This is a genomic window from Nonomuraea sp. NPDC049637 (assembly GCF_040675235.1).
Lineage (GTDB): Bacteria > Actinomycetota > Actinomycetes > Streptosporangiales > Streptosporangiaceae > Nonomuraea.
Genome location: NZ_JBFAOM010000018.1, coordinates 124284 through 144179 on the forward strand (window position 1 = coordinate 124284; position 19896 = coordinate 144179).

General features: G+C 69.4%; 21 protein-coding genes. 20 read left to right on the forward strand and 1 reads right to left on the reverse strand.

Going from position 1 to position 19896, the window contains the following annotated elements; all coding sequences use genetic code 11:
- Window positions 1-93 precede the first annotated feature (93 nt).
- On the forward strand, window positions 94-1359 hold the full coding sequence (locus tag AB0J71_RS24980; RefSeq protein WP_364416278.1) for a sensor domain-containing protein: 1266 nt from the start codon (window positions 94-96) through the stop codon (window positions 1357-1359).
- Between the two features lie 10 nt (window positions 1360-1369).
- On the forward strand, window positions 1370-2005 hold the full coding sequence (locus AB0J71_RS24985; RefSeq protein WP_352320392.1) for a response regulator transcription factor: 636 nt from the start codon (window positions 1370-1372) through the stop codon (window positions 2003-2005).
- A 40-nt stretch (window positions 2006-2045) separates the two neighbouring features.
- On the opposite strand, the gene AB0J71_RS24990 is transcribed toward AB0J71_RS24985, so the two are convergent.
- Window positions 2046-3116 carry a hypothetical protein gene (locus AB0J71_RS24990; protein ID WP_364416280.1) on the reverse strand — a complete coding sequence of 357 codons (1071 nt, stop codon included), beginning with the start codon at window positions 3114-3116 and terminating at the stop codon, window positions 2046-2048.
- Window positions 3117-3337: 221 nt separating this feature from the next.
- On the opposite strand from AB0J71_RS24990, the gene rpmE reads away from it, so the two are divergent.
- From rpmE to AB0J71_RS25080, 18 genes are all read left to right on the forward strand, one after another.
- Window positions 3338-3556, forward strand: coding sequence for a 50S ribosomal protein L31 (gene rpmE, locus AB0J71_RS24995; protein ID WP_352320396.1), 219 nt, complete (start codon window positions 3338-3340; stop codon window positions 3554-3556).
- 85 nt (window positions 3557-3641) lie between these two features.
- Window positions 3642-4694, forward strand: a complete 1053-nt coding sequence (gene prfA, locus AB0J71_RS25000; RefSeq protein ID WP_352320398.1) for a peptide chain release factor 1 — start codon at window positions 3642-3644, stop codon at window positions 4692-4694.
- The gene (prmC, locus tag AB0J71_RS25005) at window positions 4691-5545 is read left to right on the forward strand and encodes a peptide chain release factor N(5)-glutamine methyltransferase (protein ID WP_352320399.1); all 855 of its coding nucleotides are present in this window, start codon (window positions 4691-4693) and stop codon (window positions 5543-5545) included. The genes prfA and prmC overlap by 4 nt, the downstream gene beginning before the upstream one ends.
- Before the next feature lies 1 nt (window position 5546).
- Window positions 5547-6203 (forward strand): L-threonylcarbamoyladenylate synthase, encoded by a 657-nt coding sequence (locus AB0J71_RS25010; protein ID WP_352320401.1) that lies wholly within the window; start codon window positions 5547-5549, stop codon window positions 6201-6203.
- A gap of 88 nt (window positions 6204-6291) precedes the next feature.
- Window positions 6292-8790, forward strand: a complete 2499-nt coding sequence (locus tag AB0J71_RS25015; protein WP_364416282.1) for a hypothetical protein — start codon at window positions 6292-6294, stop codon at window positions 8788-8790.
- Window positions 8790-9164: a hypothetical protein gene (locus tag AB0J71_RS25020; RefSeq protein ID WP_352320405.1), complete on the forward strand. Its 375-nt coding sequence runs from the start codon at window positions 8790-8792 to the stop codon at window positions 9162-9164. The genes AB0J71_RS25015 and AB0J71_RS25020 overlap by 1 nt, the downstream gene beginning before the upstream one ends.
- 187 nt (window positions 9165-9351) lie before the next feature.
- Window positions 9352-10617, forward strand: a complete 1266-nt coding sequence (gene glyA, locus AB0J71_RS25025; protein ID WP_352320407.1) for a serine hydroxymethyltransferase — start codon at window positions 9352-9354, stop codon at window positions 10615-10617.
- Window positions 10618-10674: 57 nt separating this feature from the next.
- On the forward strand, window positions 10675-11964 hold the full coding sequence (locus AB0J71_RS25030; protein ID WP_352320408.1) for an MraY family glycosyltransferase: 1290 nt from the start codon (window positions 10675-10677) through the stop codon (window positions 11962-11964).
- 131 nt (window positions 11965-12095) lie between these two features.
- Entirely contained in the window at window positions 12096-12518 is a 423-nt protein-coding gene (locus AB0J71_RS25035) for a hypothetical protein (RefSeq protein ID WP_364416284.1), read from the forward strand.
- A gap of 65 nt (window positions 12519-12583) precedes the next feature.
- Window positions 12584-12799, forward strand: a complete 216-nt coding sequence (locus AB0J71_RS25040) for an AtpZ/AtpI family protein (protein WP_229824207.1) — start codon at window positions 12584-12586, stop codon at window positions 12797-12799.
- A 67-nt stretch (window positions 12800-12866) separates the two neighbouring features.
- Complete coding sequence (atpB, locus tag AB0J71_RS25045; protein ID WP_352320413.1) at window positions 12867-13664, forward strand: F0F1 ATP synthase subunit A; 798 nt, start codon at window positions 12867-12869, stop codon at window positions 13662-13664.
- A gap of 69 nt (window positions 13665-13733) precedes the next feature.
- On the forward strand, window positions 13734-13964 hold the full coding sequence (gene atpE / locus AB0J71_RS25050) for an ATP synthase F0 subunit C (protein ID WP_138666586.1): 231 nt from the start codon (window positions 13734-13736) through the stop codon (window positions 13962-13964).
- Between the two features lie 32 nt (window positions 13965-13996).
- Entirely contained in the window at window positions 13997-14548 is a 552-nt protein-coding gene (locus AB0J71_RS25055) for a F0F1 ATP synthase subunit B (RefSeq protein ID WP_352320415.1), read from the forward strand.
- Complete coding sequence (locus AB0J71_RS25060) at window positions 14548-15357, forward strand: F0F1 ATP synthase subunit delta (RefSeq protein ID WP_352320417.1); 810 nt, start codon at window positions 14548-14550, stop codon at window positions 15355-15357. Before AB0J71_RS25055 ends, AB0J71_RS25060 begins: the two co-directional genes overlap by 1 nt.
- 40 nt (window positions 15358-15397) lie before the next feature.
- Window positions 15398-17047 carry a F0F1 ATP synthase subunit alpha gene (gene atpA, locus AB0J71_RS25065; RefSeq protein ID WP_352320419.1) on the forward strand — a complete coding sequence of 550 codons (1650 nt, stop codon included), beginning with the start codon at window positions 15398-15400 and terminating at the stop codon, window positions 17045-17047.
- 3 nt (window positions 17048-17050) lie between these two features.
- Complete coding sequence (locus AB0J71_RS25070) at window positions 17051-17953, forward strand: F0F1 ATP synthase subunit gamma (RefSeq protein ID WP_352320421.1); 903 nt, start codon at window positions 17051-17053, stop codon at window positions 17951-17953.
- A gap of 1 nt (window position 17954) precedes the next feature.
- Window positions 17955-19403: a F0F1 ATP synthase subunit beta gene (atpD, locus tag AB0J71_RS25075; RefSeq protein ID WP_352320423.1), complete on the forward strand. Its 1449-nt coding sequence runs from the start codon at window positions 17955-17957 to the stop codon at window positions 19401-19403.
- 68 nt (window positions 19404-19471) lie between these two features.
- Window positions 19472-19873: a F0F1 ATP synthase subunit epsilon gene (locus AB0J71_RS25080; protein ID WP_080042501.1), complete on the forward strand. Its 402-nt coding sequence runs from the start codon at window positions 19472-19474 to the stop codon at window positions 19871-19873.
- The last annotated feature ends 23 nt before the right edge of the window (window positions 19874-19896 follow it).

Consider the following 19896-nt stretch of genomic DNA (forward strand, 5'->3'; position numbering starts at 1 on the left):
TCGCATGTCAGGGCGCGGGGTGGGGTTAACCCCACCTGCGGATCGGACGTCTGCTCCATTCACCCCGTCCGCGGCGCCCGGCAGGCTGGGGGCATGCGATCGGTGAGGCTGAAGGACAGGGTGCGGTTCGGGCCGAAGGGGCCGTTAGGGGTGCTGGTGGACCCGATGACCTGGCGGGCGGCTCCGTACCTGCTGGTCAGCGCGGGGTTGGGGCTGGTCTGGTTCGTCGTGGTGGCCATGGCGACGACGGTGGCGGTGCCGCTGGTGATCGTCTGGGTGGGGCTGCCGCTGACGATGGCGACCGTGCTGATGTGGCGCGGCGGGGCGATGCTGGAGCGGCGGCTGATGGGCGCGGCGTTCGGGGTGCGGATCGCCGACCCGTACCGGAGCAGGCCCGAGGGCGGGCTGCTCACGCACCTCACCTGGCTGCTGGGCGACAAGGCCACCTGGCAGGACCTCGGCTACCTCCTCATGCTCCTCCCGCTGGGCCTGGTCGAGTCCGCGTTGTCGCTCGCCCTGTGGACGGCGACGGCGGTGCTGCTCCTCGCGCCCCTGGCGCGCGTCCTGTACGTCCTGAGCGACGGGCGCACCGGCCTGATCATCGACGACTGGGCGGGCGTGCTGGTCGCGGGCGCGGCCGGAGTGGCGCTGCTCGTCGTGACGGCCTATCTCGTACGGGGCATGGCCTGGCTGCACGGCACCCTGGCCACGGTGCTGCTCGGCGGCAGCGAGGAGGAGCGGCTGCGGGCCAGCCGGGCCAGGGGGATCGACGCCGCCGAGGCCGAACGCCGCAGGATCGAGCGCGACCTGCACGACGGCGCGCAGCAGCGGCTGCTGTCGGTGGCGGTGGACCTCGGACGGGCGCAGGCCAAGTTCGACACCGAGCCGGAGGAGGCCAGGACGCTGATCGTCCAGGCCCACGCGGGCACCAAGGCGGCCATCGCCGAGCTGCGCGACCTGGCCCGCGGCATCCACCCGGCCATCCTCACCGACCGCGGGCTCGACGCGGCGCTGTCCGGGCTGGCCGCGCGGGCCCCGGTGCACGTGGACGTCTCCGTCGAACTGGCCGAGCGGCCGCCCGCCGCGGTGGAGAGCATCGCCTACTTCATCGTCGCCGAGGCCCTGACCAACCTCGCCAAGCACTCGGGCGCGACGGAGGCGTCGGTGGCGGTGTTCGAGGGCGACCGCGGCGTGGTCGTGGACGTGTGGGACAACGGCATCGGCGGCGCCGTCGTCACGCCGGACGGCGGGCTGTCGGGCCTGGCCGACCGGGCGGCCACCATCGACGGCGTGCTCGTGCTGCACAGCCCCGTCGGGGGGCCGACGATCGTGCGTGCGGAGCTGCCCTGCGAATGGTAGTCATGTGCACATGCGCGTGGTCATCGCCGAGGATTCCGTACTGTTGCGCGAGGGGCTGGCGCGGTTGCTCGCCGACGGCGGTTTCGAGACCGTCGCTGCGGTCTCCGACGGGCCCGCGCTGGTGGCCGCCGTCCACGAACACGAGCCCGACCTGGCGATCGTCGACGTGCGCATGCCGCCCACCCACACCGACGAGGGGCTGAAGGCGGCGCTGCGGGTGCGCGAGGCCAGGCCCGACTTCCCGATCCTGGTCCTGTCCCAGTACGTCGAGGAGCGCTACGCGGGCGAGCTGATCGGCAAGGCCGTCGGCTACCTGCTGAAGGAACGGGTGGCCGACGTGGCCGAGTTCATGGAGGCGGTGCGCGAGGTGGCGGCGGGCGGCACGGTGATCGATCCTGAGGTCGTCGTGCAACTGCTCAGCCGCAGGCGCAGGGGCGCGCCGCTCGACCTGCTCTCCCCCCGGGAGCGCGAGGTCCTGGCGCTGATGGCCGAGGGCCGCTCCAACACCGCGATCGCCTCCAGGCTGGTCGTCACCGAAGGGGCGGTGGAGAAACACGTGTCCGGCATCTTCGCCAAGCTGGCCCTCGGGCCCGCGCCCGAGGACCATCGGCGGGTTCTCGCCGTCCTGACGTATCTGGGTCGCTGATACGGCCTGCACCCGGGGTTGGGGATGCGGGCCGTACCCGCTACCTCACGTCCACGAACTCCTGCGGCGACAGGGAGGTGCGCGTCTTGCTCGTGCCGGGCACCTTGACCTGGAAGTAGCCGTCCTTCTTGGCCTTGAAGGTCTTGCTGTACTTGCCGGCCGAGGTGGCCTTGGCGTAGCCCATGAACTTGTACGTCTTGGTGCCCTTCGTCTTGAAGTACACCTCCACGATCTTGTTCTTGTACGCCTTGGCGCCGCGGTAGACCTTGCCGTAGACCTTGAACGCGCGGCCCTTGGTGACCTTGTTCGGCGCCGAGATCGTCACCCTGGTCTTGGCCTTCTTGGACGCGCCGCCGGTCGGGGCGACGACCGAGAAGGACGCCTCGCCCTTGAGCGTCTGGCCGCCGCGGGTGGCGTACACCTCAAGGGTCCAGTCGCCCTCGGTGGTGTCGTCGGTGAAGTACGTGACGCCGCGGTAGTAGCCGTCCGACTCCTGGGCCAGCGCACCGAGGTCGTAGTACTCGCTGGTGGTGTCGCTGACGAGCTTGGCCGAGACCGTGCCCGCGTCCTTCACCGACGCCTCGACCGTGACCTTGGTGTCCCTGCCCTTGACGAGCTGGACGGGGTCGGGCGTGACGTTCGCGCCGGAGATGCCCTGCTTGCCGGAGACCTTGACGGAGAACGGGGTGGAGTAGCTCGAGCCGCTGCGGGCGACGTTGACGGTGAGCTTCCAGTCGCCCGCCGGGTCGTCCTTGGTGATCGTCCACTTGCCGGTGACCGTCTTCTCGGTCGCCGGGGACGGGGTGGGGGTCGGGGTGGTGGTGGAGGTGCTCGGCGTGAAGTCGAACGACACCGCCCTGGCCGACTTGCCGGGCGGCTCGATGGAGCCGGTCACGCTGGTCACGTTGCCCGGGTTCTTGAGCCTGAGCGTGACGGTGGCGTCGACGTCCTTCTCCAGCGGGACGTACGCGCTCGCCGACGCGTCCCCCGCGAAGTCGTCCGCCAGCGCGTGGGCCGAGGCCGACGCGCCGGTGGCCGAGAGACCGGCGCCTCCGAGGAGAACGGCGGCCCCCGTGGCGGCCGCGAGGAGCAGCCGCACCCTTCTCTTCATCAGTTGGATGATCCTTTGGCTAAGTCCCATTTGTGGGAAAAGTGATGGTTTTGTGCGAGGGAGCCTAGTGTGGCGCGTGCGGCCGCGTCATGAAGATCGCGGGAATGCCCCATGGCCTGGGCAGGTTGCACGATCTGGCACACTGGTAGCTGACCATTTTGCGGTTCCGGTTCACGCCATGCGTGAAGGCGACCCGGCGGCCGCAGCCCGAAAGGACAGCCATGAAGCCCGACATCCACCCCGATTACCACGTGACGCAGGTCTCCTGCTCCTGCGGCAACACGTTCACCACCCGCAGCACCGCGAAGAACGGCGTCATCCACGCCGACGTGTGCTCGGCCTGCCACCCGTTCTACACGGGCAAGCAGAAGATCCTCGACACCGGCGGCCGGGTGGCTCGCTTCGAGAAGCGCTTCGGCAAGAAGGCCACGGGCAAGTAGCTTCACCGACGCCGACCCGGCCGCACCACGTGCGCCGGGTCGGCGTTGTTGGTGAAACGGCATTCAAACCACTGAAGGACCCACGGTGAACCTCGACGAGTTGCTCAAGGAGTATTCCGAGCTGGAGCTGCAGCTTGCCGACCCCGCCGTGCACGCCGACCAGAACAAGGCCCGCACACTCGGCCGGCGCTACAGCCAGCTCACCCCGATCGTCAGCACCTACCGGGAGCTCGACACCGCCCGCGAGGACCTGACGGCGGCCAAGGAACTGGCCGGCGAGGACGAGGGCTTCGCGGCCGAGGCGGCCGAGATCGAGGAGCGCATCCCGCAGCTTGAGGAGAAGCTCAAGCACCTGCTCATCCCGCGCGACCCCAACGATGACAAAGACATCATCATGGAGATCAAGGCGGGCGAGGGCGGCGAGGAGTCCGCGCTGTTCGCCGGCGACCTGCTGCGGATGTACCTGCGCTACGCCGAGCGCCTCGGCTGGAAGACCGAGATCATCGACACCCAGCCCTCCGACCTCGGCGGCTACAAAGACGTCACGGTCGGCATCAAGGCCAAGGGCGACGAGGGCGTGTGGTCCAGGCTCAAGTACGAGGGCGGCGTCCACCGCGTGCAGCGGGTGCCCGTCACCGAGTCCCAGGGCCGCATCCACACCAGCGCCGCGGGCGTGCTGGTCTACCCGGAGGCGGAGGAGGTCGACGTCCAGATCGACCCCAACGACCTGCGCATCGACGTCTACCGCTCCAGCGGTCCCGGTGGCCAGAGCGTCAACACGACCGACTCGGCCGTGCGCATCACCCACCTGCCCACGGGCGTGGTCGTCTCCTGCCAGAACGAGAAGAGCCAGCTCCAGAACAAGGAGTCGGCGATGCGCATCCTGCGGGCCCGGCTGCTGGCCGTGGCCCAGGAGCAGGCCGACGCCGCGGCGCAGGCCGAGCGCAAGTCGCAGGTCCGCACGGTCGACCGTTCCGAGCGCATCCGCACGTACAACTTTCCCGAGAACCGGATTTCCGACCACCGCGTAGGCTTCAAGGCGTATAACCTCGACCAGGTTCTCGACGGCGAGCTCAACGCCGTCACCCAGGCACTCATCGACGCCGAGATGGCGGAGAAGCTCGCACAACACTCATGACATTTCTGCTGGACGAGATCGCTCTCGCCACCGCCCGGCTGGCCGAGGCAGGTGTGCCTTCGCCGCGCACCGACGCGGAGGAGATCGCGGCGTTCGTCCACGGCGTGCGCAGGAGCGAGCTCCACACGGTCAAGGACTCCGACTTCGACGCGCTGTTCTGGGAGGGCATCGCCCGGCGCGAGGCGCGTGAGCCGCTGCAGCACATCACCGGCCACGCGTACTTCCGCTACCTGGAGCTCGCGGTCGGCCCCGGCGTGTTCGTGCCGCGGCCGGAGACCGAGGTCATGGCCGGGTGGGCGATCGAGACCCTGCGCGCCATGGACGTGACGGCGCCGCTCGTCGTCGACCTCGGCACCGGCTCGGGGGCCATCGCGCTGTCGATCGCCCAGGAGGTCGCGCTCGCCGAGGTGCACGCCGTCGAGGTCGACCCCGCGGCCTACACCTGGGCCAAGCGCAACATCTCCGAGCTGGGCCAGGGGCGTACGCACCTGCACCCGGAAGACCTCGCCGAAGCCCTTCCCGAGCTCAACGGCAAGGTCGACCTGGTGATCTCCAACCCGCCGTACATCCCGCCCGGCGCCATCCCGCGCGACCCCGAGGTCCGCGACTACGACCCCTCCAGGGCCCTTTACGGCTCCGGCGACGACGGCCTCGGCGAGGTGCGCGCGGTCGAACGCACCGCCCGCCGGCTGCTGCGCCCCGGCGGCTGGGTGGCCGTCGAACACGCCGACGAGCAGGGCAGGGCCGTCTATCTGACCTTCCCGGAGGACAACGGCTGGCGCGACGTACGCCTGCGCCAGGACCTCACCCGAAGGGACCGCTTCGTCACGGCCAGACTCGGCCAGGACTAGGATGCACGCCGTGGGAAGACGCTTTGACTGCTCCGACCTCGACCAGCGCGCCGAGGGCCTGATCGAGGCCGCCACCGCCGTGCGCCGCGGCGAGCTGGTCGTGCTGCCGACCGACACCGTCTACGGCATCGGCGCCGACGCGTTCATGCCGCCGGCCGTCACCGCGCTGCTCGACGCCAAGGGGCGCGGCCGCGACATGCCGCCGCCCGTGCTCGTGGGCACCGTCAGAGCCGCCACAGCGCTCGTGGACGACCTCGGGCCCTACGGGCAGGATCTCATCGACGCCTTCTGGCCCGGGCCGCTCACTCTGGTCTGCAGGGCCAACAGGGCCCTTTCCTGGGACCTGGGCGACACCAAGGGCACGGTCGCCGTCCGCATGCCGCTCCACCCGGTCGCCCTCGACCTGCTCAAGGAGACCGGCCCGATGGCCGTCTCCAGCGCCAACCGCTCCGGCGCCCCCGCGGCGACGACGGCGGAGGAGGCCCAGGAGCAGCTCGGCGACTCGGTCGCGGTCTACCTCGACGGCGGCAAGACCACCGACAACACGCCCTCGACCATCCTCGACCTCACCACGGCGGTGCCCCGGATGTTGCGCCGCGGCGCGATCCCCGTCGAGAAGCTGCGCGGCATCATCGGCTACGTCGCCACCGACGACTGACGTATACCGTCTTTGCATCCCGGCTGCGGCGACGCCGCGGCCGCGATTACCGTGAGTCCCGGAACGGCGACACGTCCGGGAGTGGCCCATGGGCAAGTTCGACGGCATGGATCCGCAGCTGGTCCGTGACCTGCTGACCGAGGTCAAGCACGCGTCCTCGGCGCTGCGCACGGCCGAGGACCAGGTCAGGGCGGTGCTGAGCCGTGCCGGGCTGTCCACGCGGAGCACCCACCGTCCGGTCCAGGTGGCCGACTCCGCCGATCACATGGTCAAGGACGTCAACGCGCGGCTGGCCGTCCTGGAGAAGCGCGCCGACGGGAAACTGGGCGACACGGCGAAGACTGGCGACACAGCGAAGACGGGCGACACGGCGAAGACTGGCGACACAGCGAAAACGGGCGGCGGCGGCACGGCCGACGAGCCCAAGGAGTCGCCGGGCAGCCGCGACGACAAGTACGGCAACCCCCGCGCCGACGACCCGCCCAAGCACACCGACCCCGCCACTCCGGAACACCCCGCCGACCCGAAGCCCACGCATCCCCCGACCCCGAAGGACCACGACCCGAAACCCACGGACCCACCCCCCAAAACCCCCGACACCAAGCCCACGGACCCACCCGCACCGAAAGACCACGACCCCAAGCCGACGGACCCGCCTGCGTCGAGGGACCACGACCCCAAGCCGACGGACCCGCCTGCGTCGAGGGACCACGACCCCAAGCCGACGCATCCGCCGACGCCGAAGGAACCCGACAGCAAGACCGGTGACGACGGTGCCAGGGCCGACGGGGACGGGAAGGCGTGCGACGGCGCCGACAAGGACACCGGGACCAGCGGAAACGACACCCGGACCGACGACCGGACCGGTGAGCGGACCGGCGACCGCGCAGACGGCCGCACCGGCGACCGGATCGGCGACCGAATTGGCGACACCCCGGCCGGCGACGACCCCAAGGCCCCCGACCAGGACAGCAGGCGCGACCGGGGAGCGGAGGCCGACACCGGCACGGCCAACGTCCCCGCGGACGACCAGCCGGACGATGCGCACAAGCCCAAGGTCGTGGTGGTCGACGGCGTGAAGGTCCTCCAGGTCCCCATCGACCCGCCCACGGCCGAACAACTGGAATCCCTGCTCAAGAACGTCGACAACGCGCAACCCGCCGACATGCCGACCGTGCGCGCCGATGGCGCCGGGGCGACGGGGGGCGGAGGCGAAGGGCTGTCGGTGCCGACAGGAGAGGGCGGCACCGACCCCTCGGCGACCACCTCGGACAGCACCACCGGCCACCCGCACGGCACCACAACGGCGACCGGCCACCACCACGGCACCCCAACCGCCACCGGCCACCCCTACGGCACGTCACAAGGCACGGGCGCTCACTTCGGCACCGCAGGGGACACGACGTCCCCCGACGGCACCGCAACTGCCACCGGCCACCACCATGGCACGTCAGAAGGCACGGGCGCCCACTTCGGCACCGCAGGGGACACCACGTCCCCCAACGGCACCCAAGGCGATGCGGCCACCCACTCGGGGACCACAGGAGACACCTACCGCGGCACCACGGGCGACACAGGCGCCCACCAGGGCATCCCAGGAGACACGGGCAACGCCCACGGCACCCACGCCGACGGCGCCTCCTCCACCCCAACCCGCCCCGACGCCACCGGCAACCAGCCCATCGGCGACCACGGCCGAGCCGACGGCGCAAACGGCCACACGGACACCGGCACAGGCCGAGCCGACGGCTCCGGCGGCGGCGTGAACAACCACGGCCGCTCCGACGGCGGCGCTACGGACACGGGCCGCGGTGACGGCTCCGGCGGTGGCGCGAACAGCGACAACGGCCGCTCCGACGGCGGCGCTACGGACACCGGCCGCAGTGACGGCACCGCCTGCGCCGACGACAAGGCCGCGAACGGCAGCCGCGCTGACGCGGGCACCGGCAACGGCAGCCGTGACGCCGGCGGGGGCACTGGCGGCAACACCCACGGCGGGCGTGCCGATGGGGGCGCGGGTGGTGGGCGTGCCGGTGTAGGTACCGGTGGCGGCGCGGCGGATGCCGGTCGCGCTGACGGCGGGGCGGCGGATGGCGCTCGGGCTGATGGTGGGGCGGTGGACGCTGGTCGGGCGGGTGCGGATGGTGGTGTGGCGGGGCGGGGTGACGGTTCTGGTGGGGTGCGGATTCCGCCTACGGCGCCCGGCGGAGGGGCGGCCGTTTCTGGTGGAGGAGACGTGTCCGCTGGTGGTGGCGTCACAGGGGGGCAGGGCGCGGCTGTTCACGGTGGCGGGGGGCATGGTGTCGGGAGTCATGGGGATGGTGGGGCGCAGGGCTTGGATGGCGGGGGTGCCGGTGGGAAGTGGGTGAGTGAGGGGGACGGGGTTGTGGCTGTGGATGTTTTCGCGGCCGGGCCGGAGGCGATCGCGACTTTGATCGACGACGTCCGCGACGTTCAGCCATTCGACATGCCGTCCATGGAGGTTCCGCCCGGTGAGTACGGCGAGGGTGACTGGGGGCTCAGGGACATCAGGCCGGACGGTCCATCGGGTGAGGTCGATCCCGGGACGTCGGGAAGGAGCGCGTGATGTACGTCGACCCGCCCGCCCCCAGGCCCAGGAGCAGGGACGAGATGCCGCCCGTCACCGCCGCGGGCCCGCTGGACAACCAGCCGCTGGCCTACGAGTTCAACCCTGACTACGAACGTCTCGTCACCGCGTGGAACACCGTCATGCCCATGCTGGAGAAGCTCAGCACGGCCCTCGACAAGGCGTACGCGCTGGCCAAGAGCCCGCAGACCTGGGACGCGCCGGTCGGCGATCGATATGTGCAGGACATCCGGGAATGGCGATCCAAGCTGGCTCTCTACCGTCACGCCGTGCTCACCGCGATCAGCGACGAGGCCGACGACACCCCGAGGTGGATCCCCAGCCAGACCGGCGCACCGCACGCCTTCCCCTGACCTCCACCTTCCCCGGAGCTTCTCGGTTCCGGCACTTCGCCTTCCCTGGAGCTCGCCGTCCCTGGAGCATTGCGGTTCCGGTGCTTCGCGGTCCTCCGGTTTTCGTGGGTAAACGACCTCAAGGCCCCCTGCCCGTCACGGGACCAGCTATCTGGGCAAAACGGACATGCGGTCGTACAGTGGAGAAATGGGTGGGGAGCCGTTCTACGGGCCTGACTTCGGGCGGTTGCGGCGGCAGGATCCGGAGCTGGCGCAGGTGCTGCTCGACGAGCTCGAACGCGAACGCACCGGCATCCAGCTGATCGCCGGCGAGAACTTCACCTCCCCCGCGGTCATGGCCGCCCTGGGCTCCACCCTCACCAACAAGTACGCCGAGGGCTACCCCGGCAGGCGCTACTACGGTGGTTGCGAGGTCGTCGACCGGGCCGAACGGCTGGCGGTGGAGCGGGCGCGCAGGCTGTTCGGGGCCGAGCACGCCAACGTCCAGCCGCATTCCGGCGCCGGCGCCAACCTGGCCGCCTACGCCGCCCTGCTCCAGCCCGGCGACACCATGCTCGCCATGGCGCTCCCGCACGGCGGCCATCTCACGCACGGCTCGAAGGTGAACTTCTCGGGACGGTGGTTCGACGTCGCCTCCTACGGCGTGCGGCGCGACACCGAGCTCATCGACTACGACGAGGTGCGGGACGTGGCGCTGCGACGCCGGCCGAAGGTCATCGTGTGCGGCGCGACGGCGTACCCGCGGCTGATCGACTTCTCGGTGTTCCGCGGCATCGCCGACGAGGTGGGCGCGTGGCTGCTGGCCGACGTGGCGCACCCGATCGGGCTGATGGCGGGCGGGGTGATCCCGTCGGCGGTGCCGTACGCGGACGTCGTGACGCTGACCACGCACAAGGTGCTGCGCGGGCCGCGCGGCGGCGCGATCCTGTGCACGGAGGAGCTGGCCGCCAAGATCGACCGGGCGGTGTTCCCGTTCGTGCAGGGCGGGCCGCTGATGCACGCGGTGGCGGCCAAGGCGGTGGCGTTCGGGGAGGCGCTGCGGCCGGAGTTCGCCGAGTACGCGAGCCGCGTCGTCGCCAACGCCCGCACGCTCGCCGACGCGCTGGACGGGGAGGGCATGCGTCCGGTCACCGGCGGCACCGACACCCACCTGGCCCTGATCGACCTGCGTGAGCTGGGCGTCTCGGGCGCCGAGGCCGAACGGCGCTGCGTGGCCGCCGGGATCACCCTCAACCGCAACGTCATCCCGTACGATCCGGAGCCGGCGGCCGTCACCTCCGGGATCCGGGTGGGCACGGCCTGTGTGACCACGCAGGGCATGGGCCCGCGCGAGATGAAGGAGTTGGGAAGTCTGCTGTCGATGTCCGTGCGCGACCCGGCCGCAGCGCCCGAGGTCAGGGAAAGAGTGGCGGCGCTTCTCGCCATCCATCAGCCATATCTCAGCGAATATTAAGCTGGTCTGTGTCGGTTTCCGGTCACAGCTGGCCGGAGCATCCGGGAAACTAGGTCCGTGCGCGAATACCTGTTCATGGCGCTCATCTCGGCAGCGGTGACGTATCTGCTGGTCCCGCTGGTGCGCCGCTTCGCCATCCGCATCGGCGCCATGCCCGAGGTTCGCGAGCGCGACGTGCACACCACGCCGACTCCGAGGCTCGGCGGCCTGGCCATGTACGGCGGCCTGGTGGTCGGCCTGCTGGTCGCCAGCCAGCTGAAACACACGGGCGCGGCGCTGTCGGGATACGACGGCAGAGCCGTCACCGCGTTGATCGTCGCCGGCGGCCTGATCACGCTCACCGGCTTCCTCGACGACTGGTGGGGCATGGACGCCTTCATCAAGCTCGGCGGGCAGATCGCGGCGGCGGGCGTGCTGGTCTACTTCGACCTGCGGCTGCTCTACATCCCGCTGCCGAAGGACTGGGGCGGCTCCACGAGCCTCGACTACACGCTGAGCACGATCATCACCATCATGATCGTGGTGGTCACCATCAACGCCGTGAACTTCGTCGACGGGCTCGACGGGCTCGCGGCCGGCATCGTGTGCATCGCCGCCATGGCCACGTGGGCGTACTCGATCCTGCTGGCCCAGAGCATGAGCGTGGGGAACATCACCACGACGGCGGCCATCGCGGCCGTGCTCATCGGCACGTGCCTGGGCTTCCTGCCGCACAACTTCCATCCGGCCAAGATCTTCATGGGCGACACCGGGGCGATGCTGATCGGGCTGGTGCTCGCCTCCTCCATCGTCACGGTGACGCCGCTCGACCCGGCCGCCATCGAGGACATGAACAAGGTCCCGGTGCTGCTGCCGCTGATGTTGCCGGCGGCGGTGCTGGTCCTGCCGCTGATCGACCTGATCACCGCCGTGGTCCGGCGCACGTCCCACGGCATGTCGCCGTTCGCGCCCGACCGCGGTCACCTGCACCACCGGCTGCTGGACATCGGCCACTCGCACCGCCGCTCGGTGCTGATCATGTACGCGTGGGCGTTCCTGTTCGCCTTCGGCCTGGTGGCGATGTCCCGCGAGGGCGTGCCGGTGCTGCTGTTCGTCGTGGTGATCGTGCTGGCGCTGGCGGTGCTCGTCCTGATGGCCGCGCCGCGGTGGCGGGGGAGGGGCGGCGCGCATGCCGCCACGCGCGACAAGCAGCCCGACGACGACGGCCCGCCCACCGGCCCGATGCCGCCGATCGGCCCGGACACCCAGGTCAGGCGGCAGATGCCGCCGCAGGGCGGCCCTTCGGCGCAGGAACGCGCGAGCGCCGAGGGCAAACCGGTCATTCCTGCATTTCCGAGCCGTCCGTGATCGGGAACTAGAAACGGCAGGTAAAAGCGGTCTTCCGTGAGCTTGTGATATCTTTCACGAGCAGGGACCTCCGGACGCACATGTTCTGGAGGTAGCAAACGCTCGCTTGACAACATGCTGATGGAGCACCGATGCAGGCCAACGACGTGCGCGTACTCAAGAGCGCCGCTGTTCCGACCTTCGCGGTCGGGGTGGTCGCGGTCATCGTGGCGTTCCTCCTCGCGGGCGGCAAGGGAGCGCTCGGCGCGGCCCTCGGCACCTTGCTCGTCGGGGTTTTCTTCAGCATCAGCGTGGTAGCGGTCTCCTATGCCGCCCGCGTCTCCCCGCAGATGATGGCGATCGCGGCCATGGTCAGCTACCTCGTCAAGGTCATCGCCATCATGGCGGTGCTCACCGCCTTCCGTGAGACCACCGCCTGGAACACCCAGGCCTTCGCGTGGTCCGTGGTCGGATGCACGCTCGTCTGGACCGGGTTCGAGGTCCGCGCGTTCATGAAGACCAAGATGCTCTACGTCGACCCCGAAGCCTCGGTCCCCAGAAAGGGCGACTCATGAGGCAGGTAAAGGGATGGGGTCCGATATGACTAGTCCTCCACTCGCCTGCTATCGTCGGGGCCGCGATGAGCGCACAGGAACGCCGGCCGGAACACGACGGTCGCGACTTCTCCGATGCCATGTGGTCAGTCCCCAGCTATCTGCTCGCCGGGATGGCGGTCTATGGCGGTCTCGGGTGGTTGCTGGACCGGTGGCTCGACATGTCCGCGTTCTTCCCCATAGGCGTGGTCCTTGGGGTCGTGCTCGGCGGCTACGCGGTCTACCGGAAGTTCGGTCGCTAACCCGACGCAGCGATCGCCTCGCTGAGGAAACCCTTGTGATCCACTACGACGTTGAAGGGAACGCCGCGTGATTGCGCTGACGGTCCTCGCCCCCGAAGACAACTTCCGGGCGCCATCGCCCGATGAGCTGTTCAATTCGTTCACGCCGATCATTCCCGGGGTGACCTGGTTCACCAAGCCGGTGCTGCTGGCGATGCTCAGCGCGCTCGTGGTGATCGCCGTGTGCTGGGTGGCCTTCGCCAAGCCGAAGCTCGTGCCGAGGGGCACCCAGAACGTCGTCGAGTACGGCTACATGTTCGTCCGCGACCAGATCGCCCGGCCGTTCCTCGGCAAGGACGCCGATCGGTGGATGGGCCTGCTGGTCACGCTCTTCTTCCTGGTCCTGTTCTGGAACATCCTCGGGGTGATCCCGCTCGCGCAGTTCCCGGTCGCCTCGCACATCGCGTTCCCGGCCGTCCTCGCGCTCTCGATCTACGCGATCAAGATCTACCTGGGCGTCAAGCACCAGGGCGGCATCGGCTACTTCAAGAACATGATGTTCCCGCCCGGCCTGCCCAAGCCCATCTACTTCCTTCTGGCGCCGATCGAGTTCCTGTCGAACATGATCATCGCGCCGTTCACGCACGCGGTCCGACTGTTCGCGAACATGTTCGCCGGTCACATGCTGCTCGCGTTCTTCAGCATGGTCGGCTTCTGGTTCCTGTTCGAGAAGCTGACGCCCTTGGGCGCACCCGTCGGCGTGGTGGGCGTGCTCATGACGATCCTCCTGACCGGGTTCGAGATGTTCATCCAGTTCCTGCAGGCGTTCCTGTTCGCGATGCTGGCGTCGATGTACATCGGCGGCGCGCTGCACCCGGATCACTGAGAACCACATACCGGAATATCCATGACCGGTGGGACTCCCTTCACCGGCCGTCCAGTAAAGGAAATAGCAATGAGCGTTCTCGCTGAGGTCTCCGGCAACGTCACCGCCATCGGTTACGGTCTCGCCGCCATCGGCCCCGGCATCGGCGTCGGCATCATCTTCGGTCAGGGCGTGCAGGCCATCGCGCGTCAGCCCGAGGCTTACGGCCTGATCCGCCAGAACATGCTCCTCGGCTTCGTCCTCACCGAGGCCCTCGCCCTGATCGGTCTGGTCGCGCCCTTCATCTTCCAGGGCATCTAGGACCAGAAGAATTCTGACGAAAGGCTGCACCCATGATTAAGGCAGCTACGCTCCTCGCGCAGGAAGAAGGGGCGAACCCGCTCCTTCCGCACACGTTCGAGCTCGTCGTCGGTATCTTCTCGTTCCTCGTCGTCCTCCTCGTCGTCGGCAAGATTCTCGTTCCGCGCATCCAGAAGACTCTGGCCGAGCGGACCGACGCGATCGAGGGTGGCATCAAGAGGGCTGAGGAGGCCCAGGCCGAGGCGCAGAACCTCCAGCGGCAGTACGCGCAGCAGCTCGAGGAGGCCCGCCGCGAGGCCGGCCGGCTCCGCGAAGAGGCTCGCGAGCAGGCCGCGCAGATCAAGGCGGAGCTCCGCGAGGAGGCGCAGGCCGAGGCCCGTCGTCTCGTCGAGGCCGCGCACGCCCAGATCGAGGCCGACCGCGCCGCCGCGTTCGCGCAGCTCCGCACGGAGATCGGCCGCCTGTCCACCGAGCTGGCCGGCCGCATCGTCGGCGAGTCCCTCGAGGACGAGGTCCGCCAGAGCCGGATCGTGGACAGGTTCCTCGACGAGCTCGAGAGCAGCAACGCGCAGGCGGTGCGCTAATGAGAGGTCTGAGCAGGACCTCGTTGGCAGAGGTCGAGGAGCGCTTCAACGCGGTCGCGGGCAGCGCCGACCTCGGCGCGCTCTCCGACGAGTTGTTCGCCGTCGCGGATCTGCTCGACCGCGAGCACGGCCTGCGCCGGGCGCTGTCCGACCCGGCCAGGCCCGCCGAGCAGAAGGCGGGCACCATCCGCGCCCTGCTCGGCGGCAAGGTCTCCGAGGCGGCCATCGCCACGACCGAGGCCGCGGTCTCGGTCCGGTGGTCGCGCGCCGGTGACCTGGCCGACTCGCTCGAACGGCTCGGCGTCGTCGCCGCGGCCGCCGAGGCGGAGGGCCAGTCCAGGCTCGACGACGTGGAGGACGAGCTCTTCCGCTTCGGCCGCATCGTCGCCGCCAACCCCGACCTCCGACGCGCGCTCGCCGACGCGGCCGCGCCCGCGGAGGGCAAGCGGCAGCTGCTGGGCGACCTGCTCGGCGGCAAGGTCGCCCCCACCAGCCAGCGCCTGATCACGCAGCTGGCGGTGCACCCGCGAGGGCGTAGCCTGGAGACGGGCTTGGAGGAGTTCGGCCAGCTCGTGGCCCAGCAGCGCCGACGCCTGGTGGCGGTCGTGCGCAGCGCGGTCGAGCTGTCCGACGCGCAGAAGCAGCGACTGGCCGACTGGCTGCGCACCTCCTACGGTCGCGACGTGCACCTGAACGTCGAGGTGGACAAGCGAGTGCTCGGTGGGTTCTCGGTCCGCATCGGCGACGAGATCATCGACACCACGATCGTGGGACGAATTGAAGAAGTCCGCCGCCGGTTGGCCGGCTGAGGCGCAGTGAGCGCCGAATGAATAGGGAGACAGAGTAGAGATGGCGGAGCTTACGATCCGGCCGGACGAGATCCGGGACGCGCTTGAGCGCTTCGTCCAGGCGTACGAACCGGAAGGCGCCGCGCGCGAGGAGATCGGGACCGTCGTCGACGCCGGCGACGGCATTGCCCATGTCTCCGGCCTTCCCTCGGCGATGGCGAACGAGCTGCTCGAGTTCGAGGACGGCACGCGCGGCCTGGCCCTGAACCTCGACCCCCGAGAGATCGGCGTCGTGGTCCTGGGCGACTTCAGCAAGATCGAGGAAGGCCAGACGGTCCGCCGGACGGGCGAGGTCCTGTCCGTGCCGGTCGGCGACAACTTCCTCGGCCGTGTGGTCGACCCGCTCGGCAACCCCCTCGACGGCAAGGGCGCGATCGAGTCCGAGGGCCTGCGCGCCCTCGAACTGCAGGCCCCCTCGGTCGTCCAGCGGCAGCCGGTGAAGCAGCCGCTGCAGACCGGCATCAAGGCGATCGACGCCATGACGCCGATCGGCCGCGGCCAGCGCCAGCTGATCATCGGTGACCGTGGCACGGGCAAGACCGCCGTGGCCGTCGACACCATCCTCAACCAGCGCGACAACTGGCTGTCGGGCGACCCCGAGAAGCAGGTGCGCTGCGTCTACGTCGCGGTCGGCCAGAAGGGCTCGACGATCGCCCAGGTGCGCTCCCGTCTCGAAGAGGCCGGCGCCCTGGAGTACACCACGATCGTCGCCGCCCCGGCCTCCGACCCGGCCGGTTACAAGTACATCGCCCCCTACACCGGTTCGGCCATCGGCCAGCACTGGATGTACCAGGGCAAGCACGTCCTCATCATCTTCGACGACCTCACCAAGCAGGCCGACGCCTACCGCGCCGTCTCGCTGCTGCTTCGCCGCCCGCCGGGCCGCGAGGCGTTCCCCGGTGACGTCTTCTACCTCCACTCCCGTCTGCTGGAGCGCTGCGCCAAGCTCTCCGCCGACATGGGCGGCGGTTCGATGACCGGTCTTCCGATCATCGAGACCAAGGGCAACGACGTGTCGGCGTTCATCCCGACCAACGTCATCTCCATCACCGACGGCCAGATCTTCCTGGAGACCGACTACTTCAACGCCGGTATCCGTCCCGCCATCAACGTCGGTATCTCGGTCTCCCGAGTCGGTGGCTCGGCGCAGATCAAGGCGATGCGCAAGGTGGCCGGCACGCTGCGTCTGTCGCTGTCGCAGTACCGCGACCTGGAGGCCTTCGCGGCCTTCGCCTCCGACCTGGACGCGGCCTCCCGCGCCCAGCTGGAGCGCGGTCAGCGCCTGACCGAGCTGCTCATCCAGCCGCAGTACTCGCCGTTCTCCGTGGAGCGTCAGGTCGTGTCGGTGTGGGCGGGCACGACGGGTGAGCTCGACGAGGTTCCGATCGAGGACATCCGCCGCTTCGAGCAGGAGTTCCTCGACTACCTGCAGAGCAGCCACAAGGGCATCTTCGACAGCATCCGCGAGACCAACGAGCTGTCCGACGACGCGGTGACCAGCCTCAAGGACGCCGTCACGGAGTTCAAGAAGGGCTTCACCACCTCTTCGGGCGAGCTCCTGGTCAAGGACGAGCCGGTGGCGCCGCTCGAGGCCGACGAGGTCGGCCAGGAGAAGATCAAGAAGGTCGTCCGTCCGGCGACGGAGAAGTAGCTCATGGGTGCCCAGCTAAGGCTGCTGCGGCGGCGGATCAGGTCGGTCAAGTCGACCGCCAAGATCACGCGCGCCCAGGAGCTCATCGCCTCCTCGCGGATCGTGAAGGCGCAGATGCGGATGCAGGCGGCGCTGCCGTACGAGCGTGAGATCACTCGCGCCGTCACCGGCGTCGTCAGCAACGCGGCCAGCGTCGACCATCCGTTGACCGTGGCGAAGGAGAACCCCGCCAAGGCGGGCGTCCTCATCGTCACCAGCGACAGCGGGTTCTGTGGCGGCTTCAACGCCAACGTCCTGCGCGAGGCCGAGGCCCTGCGCGGGCTGCTGGAGAGCCGCGGCCTGACGGTGGTGCCGTTCGTCACCGGCCGGAAGGGTGTCACCTGGCACAGCTTCCGCAACCGTACGATGGGCGGCCAGTGGGTCGGCTTCTCCAGGAAGCCGGCCTACGCCGACGCCAAGGAGATCGCGCAGACGCTGATCGACTCCTTCAAGGAAGAGGCGGGGATCGACGAGATCCACATCGTCTCGACCGAGTTCGTCTCGATGCTGACCCAGAACGTCGTGGTCAAGCGCGTGCTGCCGCTGGAGGTCGAGGAGACCGAGGCGACGGCCACCGAGACGATCCCGCCGTACTTCGAGTTCGAGCCCACCGCGGGCGACGTGCTCGAGACGCTGCTGCCGCGCTATGTGGAGTCCCGCATCTTCACGGCGCTGCTGCAGTCGGCTGCTTCGGAGGAGGCCGCGCGCCGCCGCGCCATGAAGTCCGCCACGGACAACGCCAACGAGCTGATCCGCGTGTTCACCATGCAGATGAACCAGGCTCGCCAGGCCGAGATCACCCAGGAAATCAGCGAGATCGTCGGAGGCGCCAACGCGCTGGCTGACGCCGCAGCGGGGAAAGAGTGAAATGACTGCAGAGGCTGTTGAGACTGTTGAGCCCACGTCGGCCGGTGCCGGTCGTGTGGCCAGCGTCAAGGGGCCCGTCGTCGACGTGGAGTTCCCCGTCGAGGCGATGCCCGAGATCTACAACGCGCTCAACGTCGAGGTGACCCTCGGCGGCGAGACCAAGACCCTGACCATGGAGGTCGCCCAGCACCTGGGTGACAACCTGGTCCGCGCCATCTCCATGCAGCCCACCGACGGCCTGGTCCGCGGTACGGCCGTCACCGACTCCGGCCACCCGATCTCGGTGCCCGTCGGCGACGTCGTCAAGGGTCACGTGTGGAACGCGCTCGGCGAGTCGCTCGACGTGCCGACCGCTTCGCTCCAGGTCACCGAGAAGTGGGGCATCCACCGGCCGTCCCCGCCCTTCGACCAGCTCGAGTCCCGTACCGAGATGCTGGTCACGGGTATCAAGGTCATCGACCTGCTCACCCCGTACGTGCAGGGTGGCAAGATCGGCCTGTTCGGTGGCGCCGGTGTGGGCAAGACGGTTCTCATCCAGGAGATGATCCGCCGTGTCGCCCGCAACTTCGGTGGCACCTCGGTGTTCGCCGGCGTCGGCGAGCGCACCCGTGAGGGCAACGACCTCTGGCTGGAGATGGAGGAGGCGGACGTCCTCAAGGACACCGCGCTCGTCTTCGGCCAGATGGACGAGCCGCCGGGCACCCGTCTGCGGGTGGCCCTGTCCGCGCTGACGATGGCGGAGTACTTCCGCGACGTGCAGAAGCAGGACGTGCTGCTGTTCATCGACAACATCTTCCGCTTCACGCAGGCGGGCTCGGAGGTCTCCACCCTCCTCGGCCGCATGCCGTCCGCGGTGGGTTACCAGCCGACGCTGGCCGACGAGATGGGTGTGCTCCAGGAGCGCATCACCTCGACGCGCGGTCACTCGATCACCTCCATGCAGGCGATCTACGTGCCCGCCGACGACATCACCGACCCGGCCCCGCACAACGCGTTCGCGCACCTCGACGCGCAGACCGTGCTGTCCCGGCCGATCTCGGAGAAGGGCATCTACCCCGCGGTGGACCCGCTCGACTCCACCTCCCGGATCCTCGACCCGCAGGTCGTGGGCGAGGAGCACTACCGGGTGGCCCAGGAGACCAAGCGGATCCTGCAGAAGTACCGCGAGCTCCAGGACATCATCGCGATCCTCGGTATCGACGAGCTGTCCGAAGAGGACAAGGTCACCGTGCAGCGGGCCCGCCGCATCGAGCGGTTCCTGTCGCACCCGATGTACGCCGCCGAGGCGTTCACCGGCCAGCCGGGCGAGAACGTCCCGCTGGACGAGACGATCGCCTCCTTCAAGGGCCTGTGCGCCGGCGAGTACGACCACCTGCCCGAGCAGGCGTTCTTCATGGTCGGCGGCATCGACCAGGCCGTGGCCAAGGCCAAGGAACTCGAGCGTCGCTGATCGCCCTACGGTAGTGGCACGGGTGGGAGAACCCGTGCCGCTACCTGATCGGAAAGGAACCTGCTGAAGTGGCGAAGCTACGCGTAGGGGTTGTCTCACCCGAGCGTGAGATCTGGTCGGGCGAGGCCGACATGGTGATTGCCAAGACCGTTGACGGCGAGATCGGTATTATGCCGCAACACGCACCCGTGCTCGGCGTCCTCGTCGAGGGCGGCGTGCTGCGCGTCAAGCGGGAAGGTGAGCCCGAGCTCGTCGCGGCCGTTCACGGGGGGTTCATCTCCGTGGCCGATGATGAGGTGTCGGTGCTCGCCGAGGTCGCCGAGCTCGGTTCCGAGGTCGACGTCGCGGCCGCCCGAGACGCTCTCGACCGGGCTCAGGCCTCGATCGAGGCCAACCAGGAGGACGCCGACGCGGCGATCGAGGCCAAGCGGGCCAGGGCCCGGCTGCGCGCGGCGGGCGAAGAGGTTTAATACATACAACGGGATTCAGGGGG